The 18,235-nt window shown below is 38.0% G+C and carries 21 protein-coding genes and 1 tRNA gene; 19 read left to right on the forward strand and 3 right to left on the reverse strand.

Going from position 1 to position 18,235, the window contains the following annotated elements:
- Positions 1 to 106 precede the first annotated feature (106 nt).
- Together traF and HMPREF2867_RS01375 are read left to right on the forward strand one after the other, a co-directional pair.
- The gene (traF, locus tag HMPREF2867_RS01370; protein ID WP_060971720.1) at positions 107 to 442 is read left to right on the forward strand and encodes a DUF6568 family protein; all 336 of its coding nucleotides are present in this window, start codon (positions 107 to 109) and stop codon (positions 440 to 442) included.
- Between the two features lie 17 nt (positions 443 to 459).
- On the forward strand, positions 460 to 873 hold the full coding sequence (locus HMPREF2867_RS01375) for an acyl-CoA thioesterase (protein ID WP_070575258.1): 414 nt from the start codon (positions 460 to 462) through the stop codon (positions 871 to 873).
- Positions 874 to 904: 31 nt separating this feature from the next.
- Here the strand turns inward: HMPREF2867_RS01375 and HMPREF2867_RS01380 are convergent, their stop codons facing one another.
- Positions 905 to 1,687: a protein-ADP-ribose hydrolase gene (locus HMPREF2867_RS01380; RefSeq protein WP_049546079.1), complete on the reverse strand. Its 783-nt coding sequence runs from the start codon at positions 1,685 to 1,687 to the stop codon at positions 905 to 907.
- A 194-nt stretch (positions 1,688 to 1,881) separates the two neighbouring features.
- On the opposite strand from HMPREF2867_RS01380, the gene trxA reads away from it, so the two are divergent.
- From trxA to rsmA, 5 genes are all read left to right on the forward strand, one after another.
- Entirely contained in the window at positions 1,882 to 2,196 is a 315-nt protein-coding gene (gene trxA / locus HMPREF2867_RS01385) for a thioredoxin (RefSeq protein ID WP_002884315.1), read from the forward strand.
- A gap of 65 nt (positions 2,197 to 2,261) precedes the next feature.
- Complete coding sequence (locus tag HMPREF2867_RS01390) at positions 2,262 to 2,693, forward strand: CoA-binding protein (RefSeq protein WP_070575261.1); 432 nt, start codon at positions 2,262 to 2,264, stop codon at positions 2,691 to 2,693.
- Between the two features lie 53 nt (positions 2,694 to 2,746).
- Positions 2,747 to 3,523 (forward strand): TatD family hydrolase, encoded by a 777-nt coding sequence (locus tag HMPREF2867_RS01395; protein ID WP_038677055.1) that lies wholly within the window; start codon positions 2,747 to 2,749, stop codon positions 3,521 to 3,523.
- Complete coding sequence (gene rnmV / locus HMPREF2867_RS01400; RefSeq protein ID WP_013991215.1) at positions 3,516 to 4,076, forward strand: ribonuclease M5; 561 nt, start codon at positions 3,516 to 3,518, stop codon at positions 4,074 to 4,076. Before HMPREF2867_RS01395 ends, rnmV begins: the two co-directional genes overlap by 8 nt.
- A gap of 126 nt (positions 4,077 to 4,202) precedes the next feature.
- A complete protein-coding gene (rsmA, locus tag HMPREF2867_RS01405; protein ID WP_038676803.1) occupies positions 4,203 to 5,075 on the forward strand; it encodes a 16S rRNA (adenine(1518)-N(6)/adenine(1519)-N(6))-dimethyltransferase RsmA in 873 nt (290 codons plus the stop codon).
- Between the two features lie 39 nt (positions 5,076 to 5,114).
- Here rsmA and HMPREF2867_RS01410 read toward each other — a convergent pair.
- Positions 5,115 to 5,197 (reverse strand) — tRNA-Leu (locus HMPREF2867_RS01410).
- A gap of 136 nt (positions 5,198 to 5,333) precedes the next feature.
- Between HMPREF2867_RS01410 and rsgA the strand changes: the two genes are divergently transcribed.
- From rsgA to gap, 10 genes are all read left to right on the forward strand, one after another.
- Positions 5,334 to 6,206 (forward strand): ribosome small subunit-dependent GTPase A, encoded by an 873-nt coding sequence (gene rsgA / locus HMPREF2867_RS01415; RefSeq protein WP_038676801.1) that lies wholly within the window; start codon positions 5,334 to 5,336, stop codon positions 6,204 to 6,206.
- 7 nt (positions 6,207 to 6,213) lie between these two features.
- Entirely contained in the window at positions 6,214 to 6,873 is a 660-nt protein-coding gene (rpe, locus tag HMPREF2867_RS01420) for a ribulose-phosphate 3-epimerase (protein WP_002884311.1), read from the forward strand.
- Entirely contained in the window at positions 6,866 to 7,498 is a 633-nt protein-coding gene (locus HMPREF2867_RS01425; RefSeq protein WP_002884399.1) for a thiamine diphosphokinase, read from the forward strand. Before rpe ends, HMPREF2867_RS01425 begins: the two co-directional genes overlap by 8 nt.
- A gap of 1 nt (position 7,499) precedes the next feature.
- The gene (locus HMPREF2867_RS01430; RefSeq protein WP_048674992.1) at positions 7,500 to 8,774 is read left to right on the forward strand and encodes a DNA recombination protein RmuC; all 1,275 of its coding nucleotides are present in this window, start codon (positions 7,500 to 7,502) and stop codon (positions 8,772 to 8,774) included.
- Positions 8,764 to 9,705 (forward strand): 3'-5' exoribonuclease YhaM family protein, encoded by a 942-nt coding sequence (locus tag HMPREF2867_RS01435; RefSeq protein ID WP_002884679.1) that lies wholly within the window; start codon positions 8,764 to 8,766, stop codon positions 9,703 to 9,705. The genes HMPREF2867_RS01430 and HMPREF2867_RS01435 overlap by 11 nt, the downstream gene beginning before the upstream one ends.
- 93 nt (positions 9,706 to 9,798) lie before the next feature.
- On the forward strand, positions 9,799 to 10,614 hold the full coding sequence (purR, locus tag HMPREF2867_RS01440) for a pur operon repressor (protein ID WP_002891918.1): 816 nt from the start codon (positions 9,799 to 9,801) through the stop codon (positions 10,612 to 10,614).
- Positions 10,615 to 10,842: 228 nt separating this feature from the next.
- Complete coding sequence (rpsL, locus tag HMPREF2867_RS01445; RefSeq protein WP_002884809.1) at positions 10,843 to 11,256, forward strand: 30S ribosomal protein S12; 414 nt, start codon at positions 10,843 to 10,845, stop codon at positions 11,254 to 11,256.
- 18 nt (positions 11,257 to 11,274) lie between these two features.
- Positions 11,275 to 11,745, forward strand: a complete 471-nt coding sequence (rpsG, locus tag HMPREF2867_RS01450; protein WP_002884746.1) for a 30S ribosomal protein S7 — start codon at positions 11,275 to 11,277, stop codon at positions 11,743 to 11,745.
- A gap of 212 nt (positions 11,746 to 11,957) precedes the next feature.
- Positions 11,958 to 14,039, forward strand: a complete 2,082-nt coding sequence (gene fusA / locus HMPREF2867_RS01455; protein WP_002884537.1) for an elongation factor G — start codon at positions 11,958 to 11,960, stop codon at positions 14,037 to 14,039.
- 187 nt (positions 14,040 to 14,226) lie between these two features.
- A complete protein-coding gene (gene gap / locus HMPREF2867_RS01460; protein ID WP_002884461.1) occupies positions 14,227 to 15,237 on the forward strand; it encodes a type I glyceraldehyde-3-phosphate dehydrogenase in 1,011 nt (336 codons plus the stop codon).
- A 111-nt stretch (positions 15,238 to 15,348) separates the two neighbouring features.
- Here the strand turns inward: gap and HMPREF2867_RS01465 are convergent, their stop codons facing one another.
- The gene (locus HMPREF2867_RS01465; protein WP_070575263.1) at positions 15,349 to 16,053 is read right to left on the reverse strand and encodes a hypothetical protein; all 705 of its coding nucleotides are present in this window, start codon (positions 16,051 to 16,053) and stop codon (positions 15,349 to 15,351) included.
- 141 nt (positions 16,054 to 16,194) lie between these two features.
- Between HMPREF2867_RS01465 and pgk the strand changes: the two genes are divergently transcribed.
- Both pgk and HMPREF2867_RS01475 read left to right on the forward strand, forming a co-directional pair.
- A complete protein-coding gene (gene pgk / locus HMPREF2867_RS01470) occupies positions 16,195 to 17,394 on the forward strand; it encodes a phosphoglycerate kinase (protein ID WP_002884739.1) in 1,200 nt (399 codons plus the stop codon).
- Positions 17,395 to 17,581: 187 nt separating this feature from the next.
- The gene (locus HMPREF2867_RS01475) at positions 17,582 to 18,085 is read left to right on the forward strand and encodes an FUSC family protein (RefSeq protein WP_002884568.1); all 504 of its coding nucleotides are present in this window, start codon (positions 17,582 to 17,584) and stop codon (positions 18,083 to 18,085) included.
- The last annotated feature ends 150 nt before the right edge of the window (positions 18,086 to 18,235 follow it).

An 18,235-nucleotide genomic window follows, 5' to 3' on the forward strand; every position in this document is an offset into this window, starting at 1 on the left:
AATTCTCATTGCTAGACCTAGGTCTAGCTTTTTTTGTTTTATTTTCTTGTTAATTTCATGTTTTTAAGATATTATATGATTAGATTTTTATTCGAGAGGTATTATTATGTCAAATTTTGCATCAGCTTTTACACCTATTTCTGTTTCTTCGGCTAAGGAGAATATTGATACAGCTGAAAAATTTATTTTATTTATTGGACGTCCTTCTTGTCCATATTGTCAACTTTTTGAACCTAAATTATCAAATGTGGCACGTAATTCAAATCTTACTATTTTCTATATTAATAGCGAAAATAGTGAAGAATTAGAGGATATTCAAGCTTTACGTAAAAGATATGGTATTGCTACAGTTCCTGCTCTCTTTGTTTCAGAAAATGGAGCTGCTAAGGTTGTATGTGACTCATCTCTTTCTGAGGATGATATTTTAGATTTTATTTCTTAGTCTTTTTGGAGGTTCTTATGTTTATTTGTAAACACGAGGTCCAGTATTATGAAACAGATCGAATGGGTATTACTCATCATTCTAATTATGTTCGATGGATGGAAGAGGCGAGAACTTTTTTTCTAAGAGAGATAGGTTGGCCTTATGAAAAAATTGAAGAGGAGGGAATTATCTCTCCTGTTACTTCAATTTCCTGTGACTATAAAGCTACTTCTACTTTTGCAGATGTAATTTCTATCGAGACTAATGTTAAAAGAGTTAAATCTGCTAAACTTACTTTTGTATACAATATGGTAAATCAAAACGGAATCCTTGTTTGTACAGCTGTTTCTGAACATAGTTTCTTGTCTAAGAACGGTAGTTTTGTCAATCTTAAAAGAGATTATTCGTCATTTTTTAATCTTTTAAAAGAGCATTCAGTTATGCAATAAAAAAGAAGAAAATCAAATCGATTTTCTTCTTTTATTTGGCAAGGAGTTTTTTATAAATAGCTAAATTTTCATCATCAAATACGTTAAATATTACTTTTTTTATTATACTTGACTCGTCAATAAAGGTTTTGACTGTTTGAATGGCGATTTTGGCAGCTTCTTGTTTTGGGAAATTGAAATCTCCAGTTGATAGACATGGTATAGCAATTGATTCAATGTTATTTTTCTCAGCTAGTGCTAATACTGAAAGATAACTTTTTGCTAAAAGATCTTCATCAATTTGTGTCGGTTGGTCTACTATTTTTGGACCTACTGTATGAATGACAAAGGCAGAAGGAAGATTGTAAGCTGGGGTGATTTTAGCCATGCCAACGGGTTCTTCATATCCTTGTTCTAAGATGAGCTCGAAACAAGCTTGGCGTAACTGAACTCCTGCGTATGTATGAATAGCGTTATCTACACAATCATGAAGTGGTTTCATACATCCAAGTAAGGTTTTATTAGCTGCATTTACGATTGCATCTACTTCGAGTCTTGTAATATCACCTTTCCAGAGGTAGATTCGATCATCTTGTGGAATGGGCTGGAGCGAACTGAGTTGTACAAATCCTCTTTCCCCTTTTCTAACTTGTAGGTAAAGGTCTTGGATTGTTAAGAATTGTGTTGATGCTGCCATTGGTTTACGTGTATTAAAGAGTGCTCTGAGAAGTTTTTGTTTTTCCTCGAGTTCTTCTGGGATAATCAAATCATGTAATTCTAGATTTTCTTTTTTGAGTTCACCTATGAGATAGGTAATCATTGCATCTTTATCCATATTTACTCATTTCTATTTTTATAGTTTTTTATTATTATACTCCCAAGACTGCCTGTGGGCAAGTGATGTCTATGATAGGTAATGACTAATATTTGATAAGAATTTTTTATGTATGTGTCAAATTCTTGCAATAGCCTTTAGAATCATATAGAATAGGTCTACAAAAGTTTTATAATGTCTAGGAGGATGATTAAATGACACAAGTAGTAACAGATGCTACATTTGAACAAGAAACAGCTGAAGGCCTCGTTTTGATTGATTTTTGGGCAACTTGGTGTGGGCCTTGCTTGATGCAAGCACCAATTCTTGAGCAACTTTCTGAAGAAATTTCAGAAGATGAACTTAAGATTGTTAAAATTGATGTTGATGAGAACCCAGAAACAGCTCAGAAGTTTGGAATTATGTCTATTCCAACTTTACTCTTCAAAAAAGATGGTGAGGTTGTTAAGCAAGTAGCAGGTGTACATACAAAAGAACAAATTAAAGCTATCGTTGCCGAGCTTAGCTAACTAATCGTCACAGTCCCGTTTGGGGATTTTTATTTTTAGTTTATTCAAACGACGAGGAGAATCATATGTCTTATTCATTTCAAAATCCTGGTGATGAGGTTATAGAATCTTATTTAAAATCTGCAAAGACGATTGCAATTGTTGGTTTATCTCATCGCAAGGAGGCAGCATCTTATCAGGTTGCTCATTTTCTACAAGCTGCTGGTTATCGTATTATACCAGTAAATCCCAAACTAAAAGGTCAGGAGCTTCTAGGAGAGCATGTTTATGCTCATCTTAAAGATATCCCATTTTCGATTGATATTGTTGATGTATTTAGACGAAGTGAGCTTTTACCAGATGTTGCCTATGATTTTCTTGAAACGGATGCAACAGTTTTTTGGAGTCAAATTGGTCTTGAGAATGAGGAGGCTGAGACTATTCTTCGTCAAGCGAAGAGACAGGATATTGTAATGAATCGTTGTACAAAGAGAGAATATATGCGACTCTTTGTTTAATAAAATGAAAAGGTGAGTGAGCTATGCTCGCTCGTTTTTGTTATAATAGAGCTATGATTGAAATTTTTGATACGCATACCCATCTTAATGTGGATAATTTTGCAGGAAAAGAACAAGAAGAAATAGATTTTGCAGCTGAACTAGGTGTTATTAAAATGAATATTGTTGGTTTTGATAAGCCAACAATTGATAAATCTTTAGCACTATCAGAGAAGTATGATCAACTATATAGTACGATTGGATGGCATCCTACGGAAGCAGGGTCCTATTCTCAGGAAATTGAGGATATGATTGTATCACAATTGGATAATCCCAAAGTAGTGGCACTTGGAGAAATCGGTTTGGATTATTATTGGATGGAAGATCCTAAAGAGATTCAGATTGATGTCTTTAAGCGTCAAATAGCTTTGTCAAAGAAACACAATCTACCTTTTGTTGTCCATACACGTGATGCACTCGAGGATACTTACGCTGTTATTAAAGAAGTTGGTGTTGGTCCTCGTGGGGGGATTATGCACTCCTACTCAGGATCCCTAGAGATGGCTCAAAAATTTGTTGATCTTGGAATGATGATTTCATTTTCAGGTGTTGTAACTTTTAGGAAAGCTTTGGATGTCCAAGAAGCTGCTCAGAAGTTACCTTTAGATAAGATTCTGGTTGAAACGGATGCACCGTATTTGGCACCCGTTCCCAAACGTGGTCGAGAGAATCGTACAGGCTATACACGTTACGTAGTAGACAAGATTGCTGAGCTTCGTGGTTTAACAAGTGAAGAGGTTGCTAGGGCTACTTATAATAATGCGATGAGGATTTTTGGGCTGGATGAATAAAATAAAAATTCAAGAAGTCATCGTGGTAGAAGGTAAGGATGATACTGCAAATTTGAGACGCTTTTATGAGGTGGATACCTATGAGACTAGAGGCTCTGCTATCAATGAAGACGACTTAGAGCGTATCAATAAGCTTAATGATTTACGCGGGGTGATTGTTTTTACTGATCCAGACTATAATGGTGAACGTATCCGTAAAATCATCATGGAAGCTGTTCCGACAGCAAAGCATGCTTTTTTAAACCGTGGGGAAGCAACACCAAAATCTAAGACTAAAGGTCGTTCATTGGGTGTTGAGCATGCGAGTTTTGAGGATCTTCAAAAGGCCTTATCTGGAGTTCTAGGTAGTTACGATGATGATAATCAGTTTGATATTAGTAAATCAAATCTTATGAAGTTAGGACTACTAATGGGAGCAGATAGTCGAAAGCGTCGAGAATATTTGGGCGAGGCGCTTCGTATTGGTTATTGCAATGGAAAGCAGCTTCTAAAACGTTTGGAATTGTTTGGAATCACTCTAGAGGAGCTGGAAGAGGCTATGTCAAATTATTAGACTACCAGTAATCTTAAAATCAAATCGCTATTAAGTAGCTTATTATAGAGGTTGGGATAATTAAGAATTTGGACCTATTTTTTGTCCAAATATAAAAATCGTGAAATTAATAAGAAAAGAGAATAAATGAGAATTGCAGATTATAGCGTGACCAAGGCTGTCCTTGAACGCCATGGCTTTACCTTTAAGAAGTCTTTCGGACAGAACTTCTTAACAGATACAAATATTTTACAAAAAATTGTTGATACGGCAGAGATTGATAAAAATGTCAATGTAATTGAAATTGGACCTGGTATTGGAGCATTAACAGAATTCTTGGCTGAAAATGCTGCGGAAGTTATGGCTTTTGAAATTGATGATCGATTGGTTCCGATTTTGGAGGATACATTACGTGATCATGATAATGTTAACGTGATTAATGAAGATGTTCTCAAGGCGGATTTACAGACACGAGTAAAAGAATTTAAAAATCCAGAACTACCAATTAAGGTCGTAGCCAATTTGCCATATTATATTACGACGCCAATCTTGATGCATTTGATTGAGAGTAAGATTCCTTTTGCAGAATTTGTCGTTATGATGCAAAAAGAAGTCGCTGACCGTATTTCTGCAGAGCCTAATAGTAAGGCTTATGGTTCTCTATCAATTGCTGTTCAGTATTATATGATCGCTAAAGTGGCATTCATTGTCCCTCGTACAGTCTTTGTACCAGCCCCTAATGTTGACTCAGCTATTTTGAAGATGACGCGTCGTGAACAACCGTTGGTTGAAGTTAAAGATGAGGATTTCCTTTTCCGAGTGGCTAAGGCTAGCTTTGTCCATCGTCGTAAGACATTGTGGAATAATTTAACAAATCATTTTGGTAAATCTGAGGAAGTGAAAGCCAAACTTGAGCAGGCTTTGGAAATTGCAGATATAAAACCTTCTATTCGTGGAGAGGCTTTATCTATTTCTGATTTTGCACACTTATCAGATGCTTTGAGAGAAGCAGGCCTATAATTCAAAAATCCCACTGAGATTCAGTGGGATTTTTAGCTATGCGGAGAGAGGGATTTGAACCCTCACGCTTGAAAAAGCACATGCGCCTGAAGCATGCGTGTCTGCCATTCCACCACCTCCGCAGATGATATGCCTATTATACTGCAATCTATTGAAAATGCAAGGAGGCCCATGGGAAATGGAAGATCCGTTTTTTTGTTCCAGAAAAGCTTTCTAATTTGTGATATAATAGGGCTATTAAACGAATGAGGAGTTCACTTGCAAGGAAGAATTATCAAAGCACTGGCAGGTTTCTATTATGTAGAGCATGATGGTGTTGTATACCAGACGCGTGCACGAGGAAATTTTAGAAAAAAAGGACAAACACCTTATGTTGGAGATTTTGTTGAATTTTCAGCAGAGGAAAATTCAGAAGGTTATATCCTTAAAATTGGTCAACGAATCAATAGTTTAGTGCGTCCACCCATTGTCAATATAAATCAGGCTGTGGTTATTATGTCTGCCAAGGAACCGGATTTTAACAGTAATCTTTTGGACCGTTTTTTGGTTTTACTAGAGCATAAAAATATAAAGCCTGTAATCTATATTTCTAAGATGGACTTGGTTGAAGATGATTCAGAAATGAAAGCTATTCAAAAACAGTATCAAAAAATTGGTTTTGATTTTATCTTCAGTTTGGAAGAACTATTGCCGCTCTTGACTGATAAAATAACAGTCTTTATGGGACAGACAGGTGTTGGAAAATCAACCTTGTTGAACCGTATTGCCCCACAGTTACATATAGAAACAGGTGAGATTTCAGACAGTCTAGGTCGTGGACGTCATACTACAAGGGCTGTAAGTCTTTATGACGTTCATGGTGGGAAGATTGCTGATACACCAGGATTCTCTTCGCTAGATTATGAAGTGGATAATGCAGAGGACTTGAGTGAAGCTTTTCCGGAAATCCGTCAAGCTAGTCATGGCTGTAAATTCCGTTCTTGTACTCATACCCATGAGCCTTCTTGTGCTGTTAAGGATGAGGTTGAAAATGGCCAGATCTGGCAAGTCCGTTATGATAATTACCTTCAATTTTTAAGTGAAATTGAAAATCGTCGTGAAACATATAAAAAAACTGTAAAAAGAAAGTAGGTCTCTCATGTCATATAAAATTGCTCCTTCTATCCTAGCTGCTGATTACGCTAATTTTGCTTCAGAACTAGCTCGTATTGATGCATCAGGTGCGGAGTATGTTCACATTGATATTATGGATGGTCAATTTGTTCCTAATATCAGTTGGGGAGCAGATGTGGTTGCTAGCATGCGTAAACATAGCAAGTTAGTTTTTGATTGTCACCTTATGGTTGTTGATCCTGAGCGTTATGTGGATGCCTATGCACAAGCTGGTGCAGATATCATGACCATTCATGTTGAAGCCACTAAGCATATCCATGGTGCCCTCCAGAAAATCAAAGCTGCTGGTATGAAAGCAGGTGTTGTGATTAATCCTGGAACCCCAGTTGAGGCACTTATTCCTGTACTTGATTTAGTGGATCAAGTACTTATCATGACTGTAAATCCAGGTTTTGGTGGTCAGGCGTTCATTCCAGAAATGATGTCTAAAGTAGAGCGTGTTGTGGAGCTTCGTGAAAAAGGTGGCTATTCATTCGATATTGAAGTTGATGGTGGTGTAGATAACAACACTATTGCAGCATGTGCCAAGGCGGGGGCTAATGTTTTTGTAGCGGGCTCTTACCTCTTCAAAAATCCTGATTTGACAGCGCAAGTTCAAACGCTTCGTGATGCTATCGATGCCTAAAATAGCTTTATTTGTCGGTGGTGAGCTAGAGTGGTTCGCTACCGATTTTGATTATTTTGTTGGGGTGGATCGTGCGTGCTTACGTTTGTTGGAGTTAGGTTTACCTCTTGATTTGGCTGTCGGAGACTTTGATTCAGTATCTCGGTCAGAGTTAGAGATGATTCAATCAGCTGCCAAAGATTGTATGATTGCTCCAGCTGAAAAGGATGATACGGATACAGAGTTAGCCCTAAAAATTATATTTCAGCTATATCCTGAGGCGGAAGTAACTATTTTTGGTGCTTTTGGTGGCAGAATTGATCATATGTTATCAAATATATTTTTGGTCAGCGATCCTGAATTAGCTCCTTTTATGAGGCGTATCTGTTTGCGAGATAAGCAAAATAAGATTACTTATTATCCAGAAGGAAGTCATAAAGTTTTACCAGAACCCGGAATGACATATGTTTCTTTTTTACATGAAGGAGATGGAGAACTGACGATTTTGGGAGCAAAATACGAATTAACTAGTATGAATTATTTCCAGAAGAAAATCTATTCTAGCAATGAATTCGTTGATGGTCCGATTCAAGTGCTTGTGCCAAATGGATATGTGATTGTCATCCAGACTAAAGATAGGAGTTAGTATGATCTATCTACTTACACTTTTAACTTTATTAAGCTTGGGGATTCTTATTGCTCTTTTCTTGAAGAATATGGAGTTAAAAGAACAGATTAATAAGAGTTTGGAAGAAAATGCAGATAATCTTTCAGATCAAGTTTCGTTTCAATTGGAATCTTTTGCTAAGACAAATCAACTGGAAACGACAAAGCAATTGAACCAATTGCAGATGGAACTATATCAACAGTTGACAGATATCCGAGAGGTTTTACATCAAAATTTGTCTGATAATCGAGACCGTTCCGACCAACGCCTTGAGCAAATAAACCAAAGCTTAACCAAAGCTGTTAAAGATATGCAGGATTCCAATGAGAAACGTTTGGAACAAATGCGTCAGACAGTTGAAGAGAAACTTGAGCAAACCTTACAAACACGTTTACAAGCCTCTTTTGAGACGGTTTCAAGACAATTAGAGTCGGTTAACCAGGGCTTGGGGGAAATGAAAAATGTAGCCAAGGATGTTGGAAGTCTTAACAAGGTCCTTTCAAATACAAAAACACGAGGTATTTTGGGAGAGCTTCAATTAGGGCAAATTATTGAAGACATATTGACTGTTAATCAGTACGAGCGAGAATTTCCTACGGTATCAGGTTCAAGTGAACGAGTTGAATATGCAATCAAAATGCCAGGAAACCATAAAGATGAATATATCTACCTTCCCATTGATTCTAAGTTTCCTTTGGAAGATTACTATCGTCTGGAAGATGCTTATGAGTCTGGTAATAAAGAGGAGATTGAGAATCACCGTAAGTCACTTTTGACTAGTATTAAGCGATTTGCAAAGGATATTAACAAGAAGTATCTTAACCCACCTGAAACCACAAATTTTGGTATATTATTTTTGCCGACGGAAGGACTTTATGCTGAGGTAGTACGTCAACCAGCCTTCTTTGATGCCCTTCGTCGCGAGGAGAATATTGTTATCGCAGGGCCGTCAACCTTATCAGCACTCTTGAATTCATTGTCTGTAGGATTTAGAACTTTGAATATTCAAAAGAATGCGGATGATATTAGTAAGATTTTAGGCAACGTCAAACTAGAGTTTGGCAGGTTTGGAGATATGTTAGCTAAAGCTCAGAAACAATTGAATACAGCAAGTAAAACCGTCGATAGTCTTCTTAACACAAGGAGTAGGGCAATTGTTAGAGCTCTTGATACAATTGAAACCTATCAAGACAGTGCGACACAAAGTTTGTTGGATTTACCACGATTAGAAAACGAGGACAAGCATGAAGATTAATCAAATGAAAAAAGACGAGTATTTTGAAGGTTTTTATCTGATTAAGCGTGCAGAGGTACGTAAGACAAGAGCAGGAAAGGATTACATTGCCTTTACATTCCAGGATGATACTGGAGAGATTTCAGGCAACCTATGGGATGCTCAGCCTTATAATGTCGAAGAATTTACCGCAGGTAAAGTAGTGCATATGGAGGGCCGTCGAGAGGTTTATAATAATACTCCTCAGGTAAACCAAATTACCTTACGCTTGCCTACATTTGGTGAGCCAAATGATCCGGCTGATTTCAAAGAGAAACCACCAGTAAATCCTTCCGAAGTACGCGAATACCTAGAGCAAATGATTTTCAAGATTGAGGAAGCAACTTGGCAGCGTGTTGTTCGTGCCCTCTATCGAAAGTATAATAAAGAGTTTTTCACTTTTCCAGCTGCTAAAACAAATCATCATGCCTTTGAAAGTGGACTAGCCTATCATACAGCTACTATGGTTCGCTTAGCGGACAGCATTGGAGATATTTATCCAGAGCTCAATAAGAGTCTACTCTTTGCCGGAATTATGCTTCATGATTTAGCTAAGGTTATTGAACTTACTGGTCCTGAAAATACTGAGTATACGGTTCGTGGAAACTTGATTGGTCATATTGCTTTGATTGATGAAGAAATCACTAAGGTGCTCATGGAGCTCAATATTGACGATACGCGTGAGGATGTCGTTGTTTTGCGTCATGTCATTCTTAGCCACCACGGACAACTAGAGTATGGTAGTCCAGTGCGCCCCCGTATTATGGAAGCAGAAATTATTCATATGATTGATAATCTTGATGCCAGTATGATGATGATGACGACAGCACTTAACCTAGTAGGTCCAGGAGAAATGACAAATCGTCTCTTTGCTATGGATAATCGTTCCTTCTACAAGCCAAAATTTGATTAAAATCGAAATTAAGCGAGCATTTCATATGAAAATGTTCGTTTTTTGCTGTATTATGGTATAATAGTTAAAAAGTACAGAAAATATAGGTAACATATGAAATTAAAACGAAGTGAGCGCATGGTAGTTATTTCAAACTACCTGATTAATAATCCTTATCAATTGACAAGCCTCAACACCTTTGCAGAGCGTTATGAAGCTGCAAAGTCTTCAATCTCAGAAGATGTTGCTATCATTAAAAAAGCTTTTGAGGAAAGTCAAATAGGAGAAATCGAAACAGTAACTGGTGCATCTGGTGGGGTTATGTTTACACCGACTATTTCTGATGAAGATGCAAGAAGTCTGGTTGAAGATCTTTGTAAACGTCTTTCCGAGAGTGATCGTATCTTACCAGGTGGTTATCTCTACCTATCTGATTTACTGAGTACACCGTCTATTTTAAAAAATGTTGGTCGTATCATTGCCAGTGCCTTTAAAGGACAAAAAATTGATGCCGTTATGACTGTTGCAACTAAAGGAGTTCCTTTAGCAAATGCAGTAGCAGATGTCTTGAACATTCCATTTGTTATTGTTCGTCGTGACTTGAAAATTACAGAAGGTTCAACCGTATCGGTAAACTACGTTAGTGGTTCAAGTGATCGTATTGAAAAGATGTTCCTTTCAAAACGTAGTTTGAAACCTAATAGCCGTGTCCTTATTGTCGATGATTTTCTTAAAGGTGGCGGTACCATTACGGGTATGATTAGCTTGCTTTCAGAATTTGATAGTGAGTTAGTAGGTGTAGCTGTATTCGCAGAGAATGCTAAAGGCGATCGTGATATCCATGAATATAAATCATTACTTACTGTTTCTGACATCGATGTAAAAGCACAGAAGGTAGAAGTTGAAGTCGGTAATATTTTTGATAAATAATTAATCTACGATAGTATTCCTAATTTAACGATTAGGAATTTTTCTTTTTAACAAGAAAGTCTTGACAATAATCATCAAAAAATGATACTATATTAGACGGTACTTTTTACTTTTGGTCTCTCAAAAGTGTACAGAGACGTGCTGACATAAGTTGCAAAAGTACACACAGATATGGGCTGTCACCAAGTGCCATATCAACCAAAAATAAAAAAACACAGGAGAATGTAGATGCCTACAATTAACCAATTGGTTCGTAAACCACGTCAATCAAAAGTTGTAAAATCTAAATCACCAGCTTTGAACGTTGGTTACAACAGCCACAAAAAAGTTCAAACTAACGTATCTTCACCACAAAAACGTGGTGTTGCAACACGTGTTGGAACAATGACACCTAAGAAACCTAACTCAGCCCTTCGTAAATTCGCTCGTGTACGTTTGAGCAACCTTATCGAAGTTACTGCTTACATCCCAGGTATCGGACACAACCTCCAAGAACACAGCGTTGTTCTTATCCGTGGTGGACGTGTAAAAGACCTTCCAGGGGTACGTTACCACATCGTCCGTGGTGCACTTGATACTGCAGGTGTAGCTGATCGTAAACAAAGCCGTTCTAAATACGGTGCTAAACGTCCTAAAGGATAAGAAGGGAGATAAGATAAAATGAGTCGTAAAAATAGAGCGCCTAAACGCGAAGTGTTGGCAGATCCATTGTACAATTCAAAAATCGTTACACGTCTTATCAACCGTGTAATGCTTGACGGTAAACGTGGTACTGCTGCAACAATCGTATACGATGCTTTCGAGCAAATCAAAGAAGCAACTGGAAACGATGCTCTTGAAGTATTTGAAACAGCTATGGACAACATCATGCCTGTACTTGAAGTACGTGCACGTCGTGTCGGTGGTTCAAACTACCAAGTCCCAGTTGAAGTTCGTCCAGAACGTCGTACAACTCTTGGTCTTCGTTGGTTGGTTAACGCATCACGTGCGCGTGGTGAACACACTATGAAAGATCGTCTTGCAAAAGAAATCATGGATGCTGCAAACAACACTGGTGCATCAGTTAAGAAACGTGAAGATACTCACAAAATGGCTGAAGCAAACCGTGCCTTTGCACACTTCCGCTGGTAATCATAAGTTTCAAGCTGAATTACAGTCATATATTCATAAGCTAAGATTATGGATTTGTAATAGGCTGACTCTGAATTTAAATAATATTATTCATATCATTTGAAAACCAGTTAAATATTAGTGAAAAAACGGGTAGGTCCTGCCTATCCGTTTTTTGACAATAATGTTATAATAAATAAGTAAACTAAAATATTTATAGGAGAATAAACCTAATGGCACGCGAATTTTCACTTGCAAAAACTCGTAATATCGGTATCATGGCCCACGTCGATGCCGGTAAAACAACTACAACAGAGCGTATCCTTTACTACACTGGTAAAATCCACAAAATCGGTGAAACTCACGAAGGTGCATCACAAATGGACTGGATGGAGCAAGAACAAGAGCGTGGTATCACAATCACATCTGCCGCTACAACAGCACAATGGGATGGTCACCGCGTTAACATCATCGATACACCAGGACACGTGGACTTCACAATCGAAGTACAACGTTCACTCCGTGTATTGGATGGTGCCGTAACCGTTCTTGACTCACAATCAGGTGTAGAACCTCAAACTGAAACAGTTTGGCGTCAAGCAACTGAGTATGGTGTTCCACGTATCGTATTTGCCAACAAAATGGATAAAATCGGTGCAGACTTCCTTTACTCAGTAAGCACACTTCACGATCGTCTTCAAGCAAACGCACACCCAATCCAATTGCCAATCGGTGCTGAAGATGATTTCCGTGGTATCATTGACTTGATTAAAATGAAAGCTGAAATCTATACTAATGACCTTGGTACAGATATTCTTGAAGAAGATATTCCAGCTGATTACGTTGATCAAGCAAACGAATACCGTGAAAAATTGATCGAAGCAGTTGCTGAAACTGACGAAGATTTGATGATGAAATACCTTGAAGGTGAAGAAATCACTAACGAGGAATTGAAAGCAGCTATCCGTCGTGCAACAATCAACGTTGAATTCTTCCCAGTTCTTTGTGGTTCTGCCTTCAAGAACAAAGGTGTTCAATTGATGCTTGATGCGGTTATCGATTACCTTCCAAGTCCACTTGATATCCCTGCAATCAAAGGTATCAACCCAGATACAGACGAAGAAGAAACTCGTCCAGCATCTGATGATGAGCCATTTGCAGCTCTTGCCTTCAAGATCATGACTGACCCATTTGTAGGTCGTTTGACATTTATCCGTGTTTACTCAGGTATCCTTCAATCAGGTTCATATGTAATGAACACATCTAAAGGTAAACGTGAACGTATCGGACGTATCCTTCAAATGCACGCTAACAGCCGTCAAGAAATTGAACAAGTATACGCTGGTGATATCGCTGCTGCTATCGGTTTGAAAGATACTACAACTGGTGACTCATTGACTGATGAAAAAGCTAAAGTTATTCTTGAGTCAATCGAAGTTCCAGAACCAGTTATCCAATTGATGGTTGAGCCTAAGACTAAAGCTGACCAAGATAAGATGGGTATCGGTCTTCAAAAACTTGCTGAAGAAGATCCAACATTCCGTGTTGAAACTAACCCTGAAACTGGTGAAACAGTTATCTCTGGTATGGGTGAACTTCACCTTGATGTCCTTGTTGACCGTTTGAAACGTGAACACAAAGTTGAAGCAAACGTTGGTGCTCCACAAGTATCTTACCGTGAAACATTCCGTGCTGGAACACAAGCACGTGGATTCTTCAAACGTCAATCTGGTGGTAAAGGTCAGTTTGGTGATGTTTGGATTGAATTTACTCCAAATGAAGAAGGTAAAGGTTTCGAATTCGAAAATGCTATCGTCGGTGGTGTGGTTCCACGTGAATTCATCCCTGCAGTAGAAAAAGGATTGGAAGAATCTATGGCTAACGGTGTCCTTGCTGGATACCCAATGGTTGACATCAAAGCTAAGCTTTACGATGGTTCATACCACGATGTCGATTCATCTGAAACTGCCTTCAAGATTGCTGCGTCTCTTGCACTTAAAGAAGCTGCTAAGACTGCACAACCAACTATCCTTGAACCAATGATGCTTGTAACAATCACTGTTCCTGAAGAAAACCTTGGTGATGTTATGGGTCACGTTACAGCTCGTCGTGGACGTGTTGATGGTATGGAAGCACACGGTAACAGCCAAATCGTTCGTGCGTATGTTCCACTTGCTGAAATGTTCGGTTATGCAACAACACTTCGTTCTGCAACTCAAGGTCGTGGTACATTCATGATGGTATTTGACCACTATGAAGATGTTCCTAAATCAGTTCAAGAAGAAATCATCAAGAAAAATTCTGGTGAAGCTTAATTAGAACTTATAAAGTTAAGGTACTTATGAAAGTAAGTGCCTTTTCTATTTGCAATTTTTTGAAAAAAATTATATAATATGACTGTTGAAAGGTTGAATTGAAAGCGCTCAAGTTAATCTTTTCACAATAGGGAGAGCTTGCTCTCAAAATTATATTTATTTGATTTTCATAAGGAGGAAATCACTAATGGTAGTTAAAGTTGGTATTAACGGTTTCGGTCGTATCGGTCGTCTTGCTTTCCGTCGTATCCAAAACGTAGAAGGTGTTGAAGTTACACGCATCAACGACCTTACAGATCCAGTTATGCTTGCACACTTGTTGAAATACGACACAACTCAAGGTCGTTTCGACGGTACTGTTGAAGTTAAAGATGGTGGATTTGAAGTTAACGGTAAATTCGTTAAAGTTTCTGCTGAACGTGACCCAGAACAAATTGACTGGGCTAACGACGGTGTAGAAATCGTTCTTGAAGCAACTGGTTTCTTTGCTAAGAAAGATGCTGCTGAAAAACACTTGCACGAAGGTGGAGCTAAGAAAGTTGTTATCACTGCTCCTGGTGGAAACGATGTTAAAACAATCGTATTTAACACTAACCACGATATCCTTGATGGTACTGAAACAGTTATCTCAGGTGCTTCATGTACTACAAACTGCTTGGCTCCAATGGCTAAAGCATTGCAAGATAACTTCGGTGTTAAACAAGGTTTGATGACTACTATCCACGCTTACACTGGTGACCAAATGATCCTTGACGGACCACACCGTGGTGGTGACCTTCGTCGTGCACGTGCTGGTGCTGCAAACATCGTTCCTAACTCAACTGGTGCTGCTAAAGCTATCGGTTTGGTTATCCCAGAATTGAACGGTAAACTTGACGGTGCTGCACAACGTGTTCCAGTTCCAACTGGATCAGTTACTGAATTGGTAGCAGTTCTTGAAAAAGACGTTACTGTTGATGAAGTGAACGCAGCTATGAAAGCAGCTTCAAACGAATCATTCGGTTACACTGAAGATCCAATCGTATCTTCAGATATCGTAGGTATTTCTTACGGTTCATTGTTTGATGCAACTCAAACTAAAGTACAAACTGTTGATGGTAAACAATTGGTTAAAGTTGTTTCTTGGTACGACAACGAAATGTCATACACTTCACAACTTGTACGTACTCTTGAATACTTCGCGAAAATCGCTAAATAATTCAATTGTATAAAAAGAAGAGCTTCGGCTCTTTTTTTATTTTCCAAAATAATAAAACAGCCGTATAAATAGGCTGTTATAATCTCAGTAGGATTGTGATTTATGAATAAGCTAGAAGGCATTCCAAATGAGTAGAAAGAGCATGATACAACCCCAGGCGTTTTTATTATGTTTTTGTATAGCTAGCATACCATAAATAAGTATAAAAACGGTAAGTGATTCAAATAGGGTATAGACATCAAAACCAATGATTCCATGGATAAGGAGGCAAAAAATCGCACAAGTTATTGCCCCACTATCTAACCAAATGTAAGGAGATGGAAAACGTATGCGTATCTTTTCAGCGATGACTACATAGTTAAATCCTTCCCAGAATCCCCAAATAAGACAGATGAATAGGTATGCCAGGATATTACTAGGAAATGATTGGCTCATTACTTCTTTTGTTAATTGTATTGATTGAAGAGGTAGATAGGAATGAATCTGATGAGTAATTCCTTTAAATATGATAAGTGGTAGGGCTACAAGAAGAGATTGAAAAAGGGTGGTAACTAGATTTTTGGTGATTAATCCAAAGTGTCTGAAAGATTCTTTGCGATAAAGCATAACAGTGCTGGTTCCTAAGCCTGCGATGGCAAATTGACAACTAGCTAATAAGATTAATCGCAGCCATAGCGGTACTGAGGTTTGGTTAGTGTATGAAAAAAGAGTTGGTTTAAGAGTAAGAAAGAGGAGCAGAGGAACAAGGGTAAGAATAAGGATTACATTTAGATCATGGTCAGCTTGTTTCTGCTTCTTGTTTAGCGGTTTTTTCATGGATATTCGACCTTTCTATTTAGATTATATGCTAAATGTCTTATACTAGCAATAAGCTAGAAATCCTTCTGATTTTGCTATCTCTTTTATGCATTTTGTGATATAATGAAAACGTATTAAAAAATTAAGGAGTCTGATCAAATGGCTAAATTGACTGTTAAAGATGTTGACTTGAAAGGGAAAAAAGTTCTCGTTCGTGTTGACTTCAACGTACCTGTAAAAGATGGCGTGATCACTAACGACAACCGTATCACTGCTGCCCTTCCAACTATCAAGTACATTCTTGAACAAGGTGGACGTGCAATCCTCTTCTCTCACCTTGGACGTGTAAAAGAAGAAGCTGATAAAGAAGGCAAATCACTTGCTCCTGTAGCTGCTGACTTGGCTGCTAAATTGGGTCAAGACGTTAAATTTATCCCAGGTGTTACACGTGGTGCTGAATTGGAAGCAGCTGTTAACGCTCTTGAAGATGGACAAGTTCTCTTGGTTGAAAACACTCGTTTTGAAGATGTTGATGGCAAGAAAGAATCTAAAAATGATCCTGAACTTGGTAAATACTGGGCATCACTTGGAGATGGTATCTTCGTAAACGATGCATTCGGTACAGCTCACCGTGCACACGCATCTAACGTTGGTATCTCAGCAAACGTTGATAAAGCTGTTGCTGGTTTCCTTCTTGAAAACGAAATTGCTTACATCAAAGAAGCAGTTGAAACTCCAGAACGTCCATTCGTAGCTATCCTTGGTGGTTCTAAAGTATCTGATAAGATTGGTGTTATCGAAAACCTTCTTGCAAAAGCTGATAAAGTTCTTATCGGTGGTGGTATGACTTACACATTCTACAAAGCACAAGGTATCGAAATCGGTAACTCACTTGTAGAAGAAGATAAACTTGATGTTGCTAAAGCTCTTCTTGAAAAATCAAACGGTAAATTGATCTTGCCAGTTGACTCAAAAGAAGCTAATGCATTTGCTGACTACACTGAAGTGAAAGACACTGAAGGTGAAGCAGTAGACCCAGGTTTCCTTGGTTTGGATATCGGTCCTAAATCAATTGCTGAATTCGATAAAGCCTTGACTGGTGCGAAAACAGTTGTATGGAATGGTCCTATGGGTGTATTTGAAAACCCTGACTTCCAAGCTGGTACAATCGGTGTGATGGACGCAATCGTGAAACAACCAGGCGTTAAATCAATCATCGGTGGTGGTGACTCAGCTGCTGCAGCAATCAACCTTGGACGTGCAGATAAATTCTCATGGATCTCTACTGGTGGTGGTGCTTCTATGGAACTTCTTGAAGGTAAAGAACTTCCAGGATTGGCTGCACTTACTGATAAATAAGTCTATTAGAATGAAAAGAGTTGGGAAACCAACTCTTTTTTGTGTCATCCCTTTGAATATTTGATAGAGGCTAAAATTATTATTGGGAAGTAAATTTCTCTCAAAAAATTGCGATTATTAGTTTGAACTTTGCGTCATAATACTGTAGAAGTAACCAAAAGTTTCATAATCATGTTAAAATAGTAAAATGGGATTGAAATTTGAACCGAAAAAATTTAAATTTGGTATGCGTACACTTAAGACGGGGATTGCTGTCTTTCTTGTTTTAGGTCTTTTTTCTGCTTTAGGGTGGGAAGGGCTTCAGATTGGTTGTTTGACAGCAGTCTTTAGTCTTCGAGAAAATTTTGACAGAAGTATTCAGTTTGGTAAATCACGTATTTTTGCGAATACGGTTGGAGGGCTTTTGTCGCTATTATTTTACTTTGTGAATATGTGGTTTAATCATTCAGTTTGGGTGACCTTGCTATTGGTTCCAATTTTGACCATGCTGACGATTGTCATTAATGTGTCTTTTAATAATGCATCTGGTGTTATTGGAGGGGTGGCTGCACTTCTGATTATTACCTTGTCCATTCCACCTGATAATACTTTTACTTATGTTATTGCTCGAGTCTTTGAAACTTTCTGTGGAGTCTTTATTGCAATCCTTGTCAATTATGATTATGATTGGCTACTTAAACATTTAAAATAAGAATGATAGGGTTCTATTGAACTCTATTTTTTATGTTTTTTTGATAAAATCCTTAAATTAGAGCGAATAGACAATATAATGTTCGGGAATTGCTCGTTGTGTAAGAAAAAGTAACATAAACTGTTGACATGTAGAAATATTCAGAATATA

It is taken from the genome of Streptococcus sp. HMSC064H09 (assembly GCF_001812625.1).
Lineage (GTDB): Bacteria > Bacillota > Bacilli > Lactobacillales > Streptococcaceae > Streptococcus.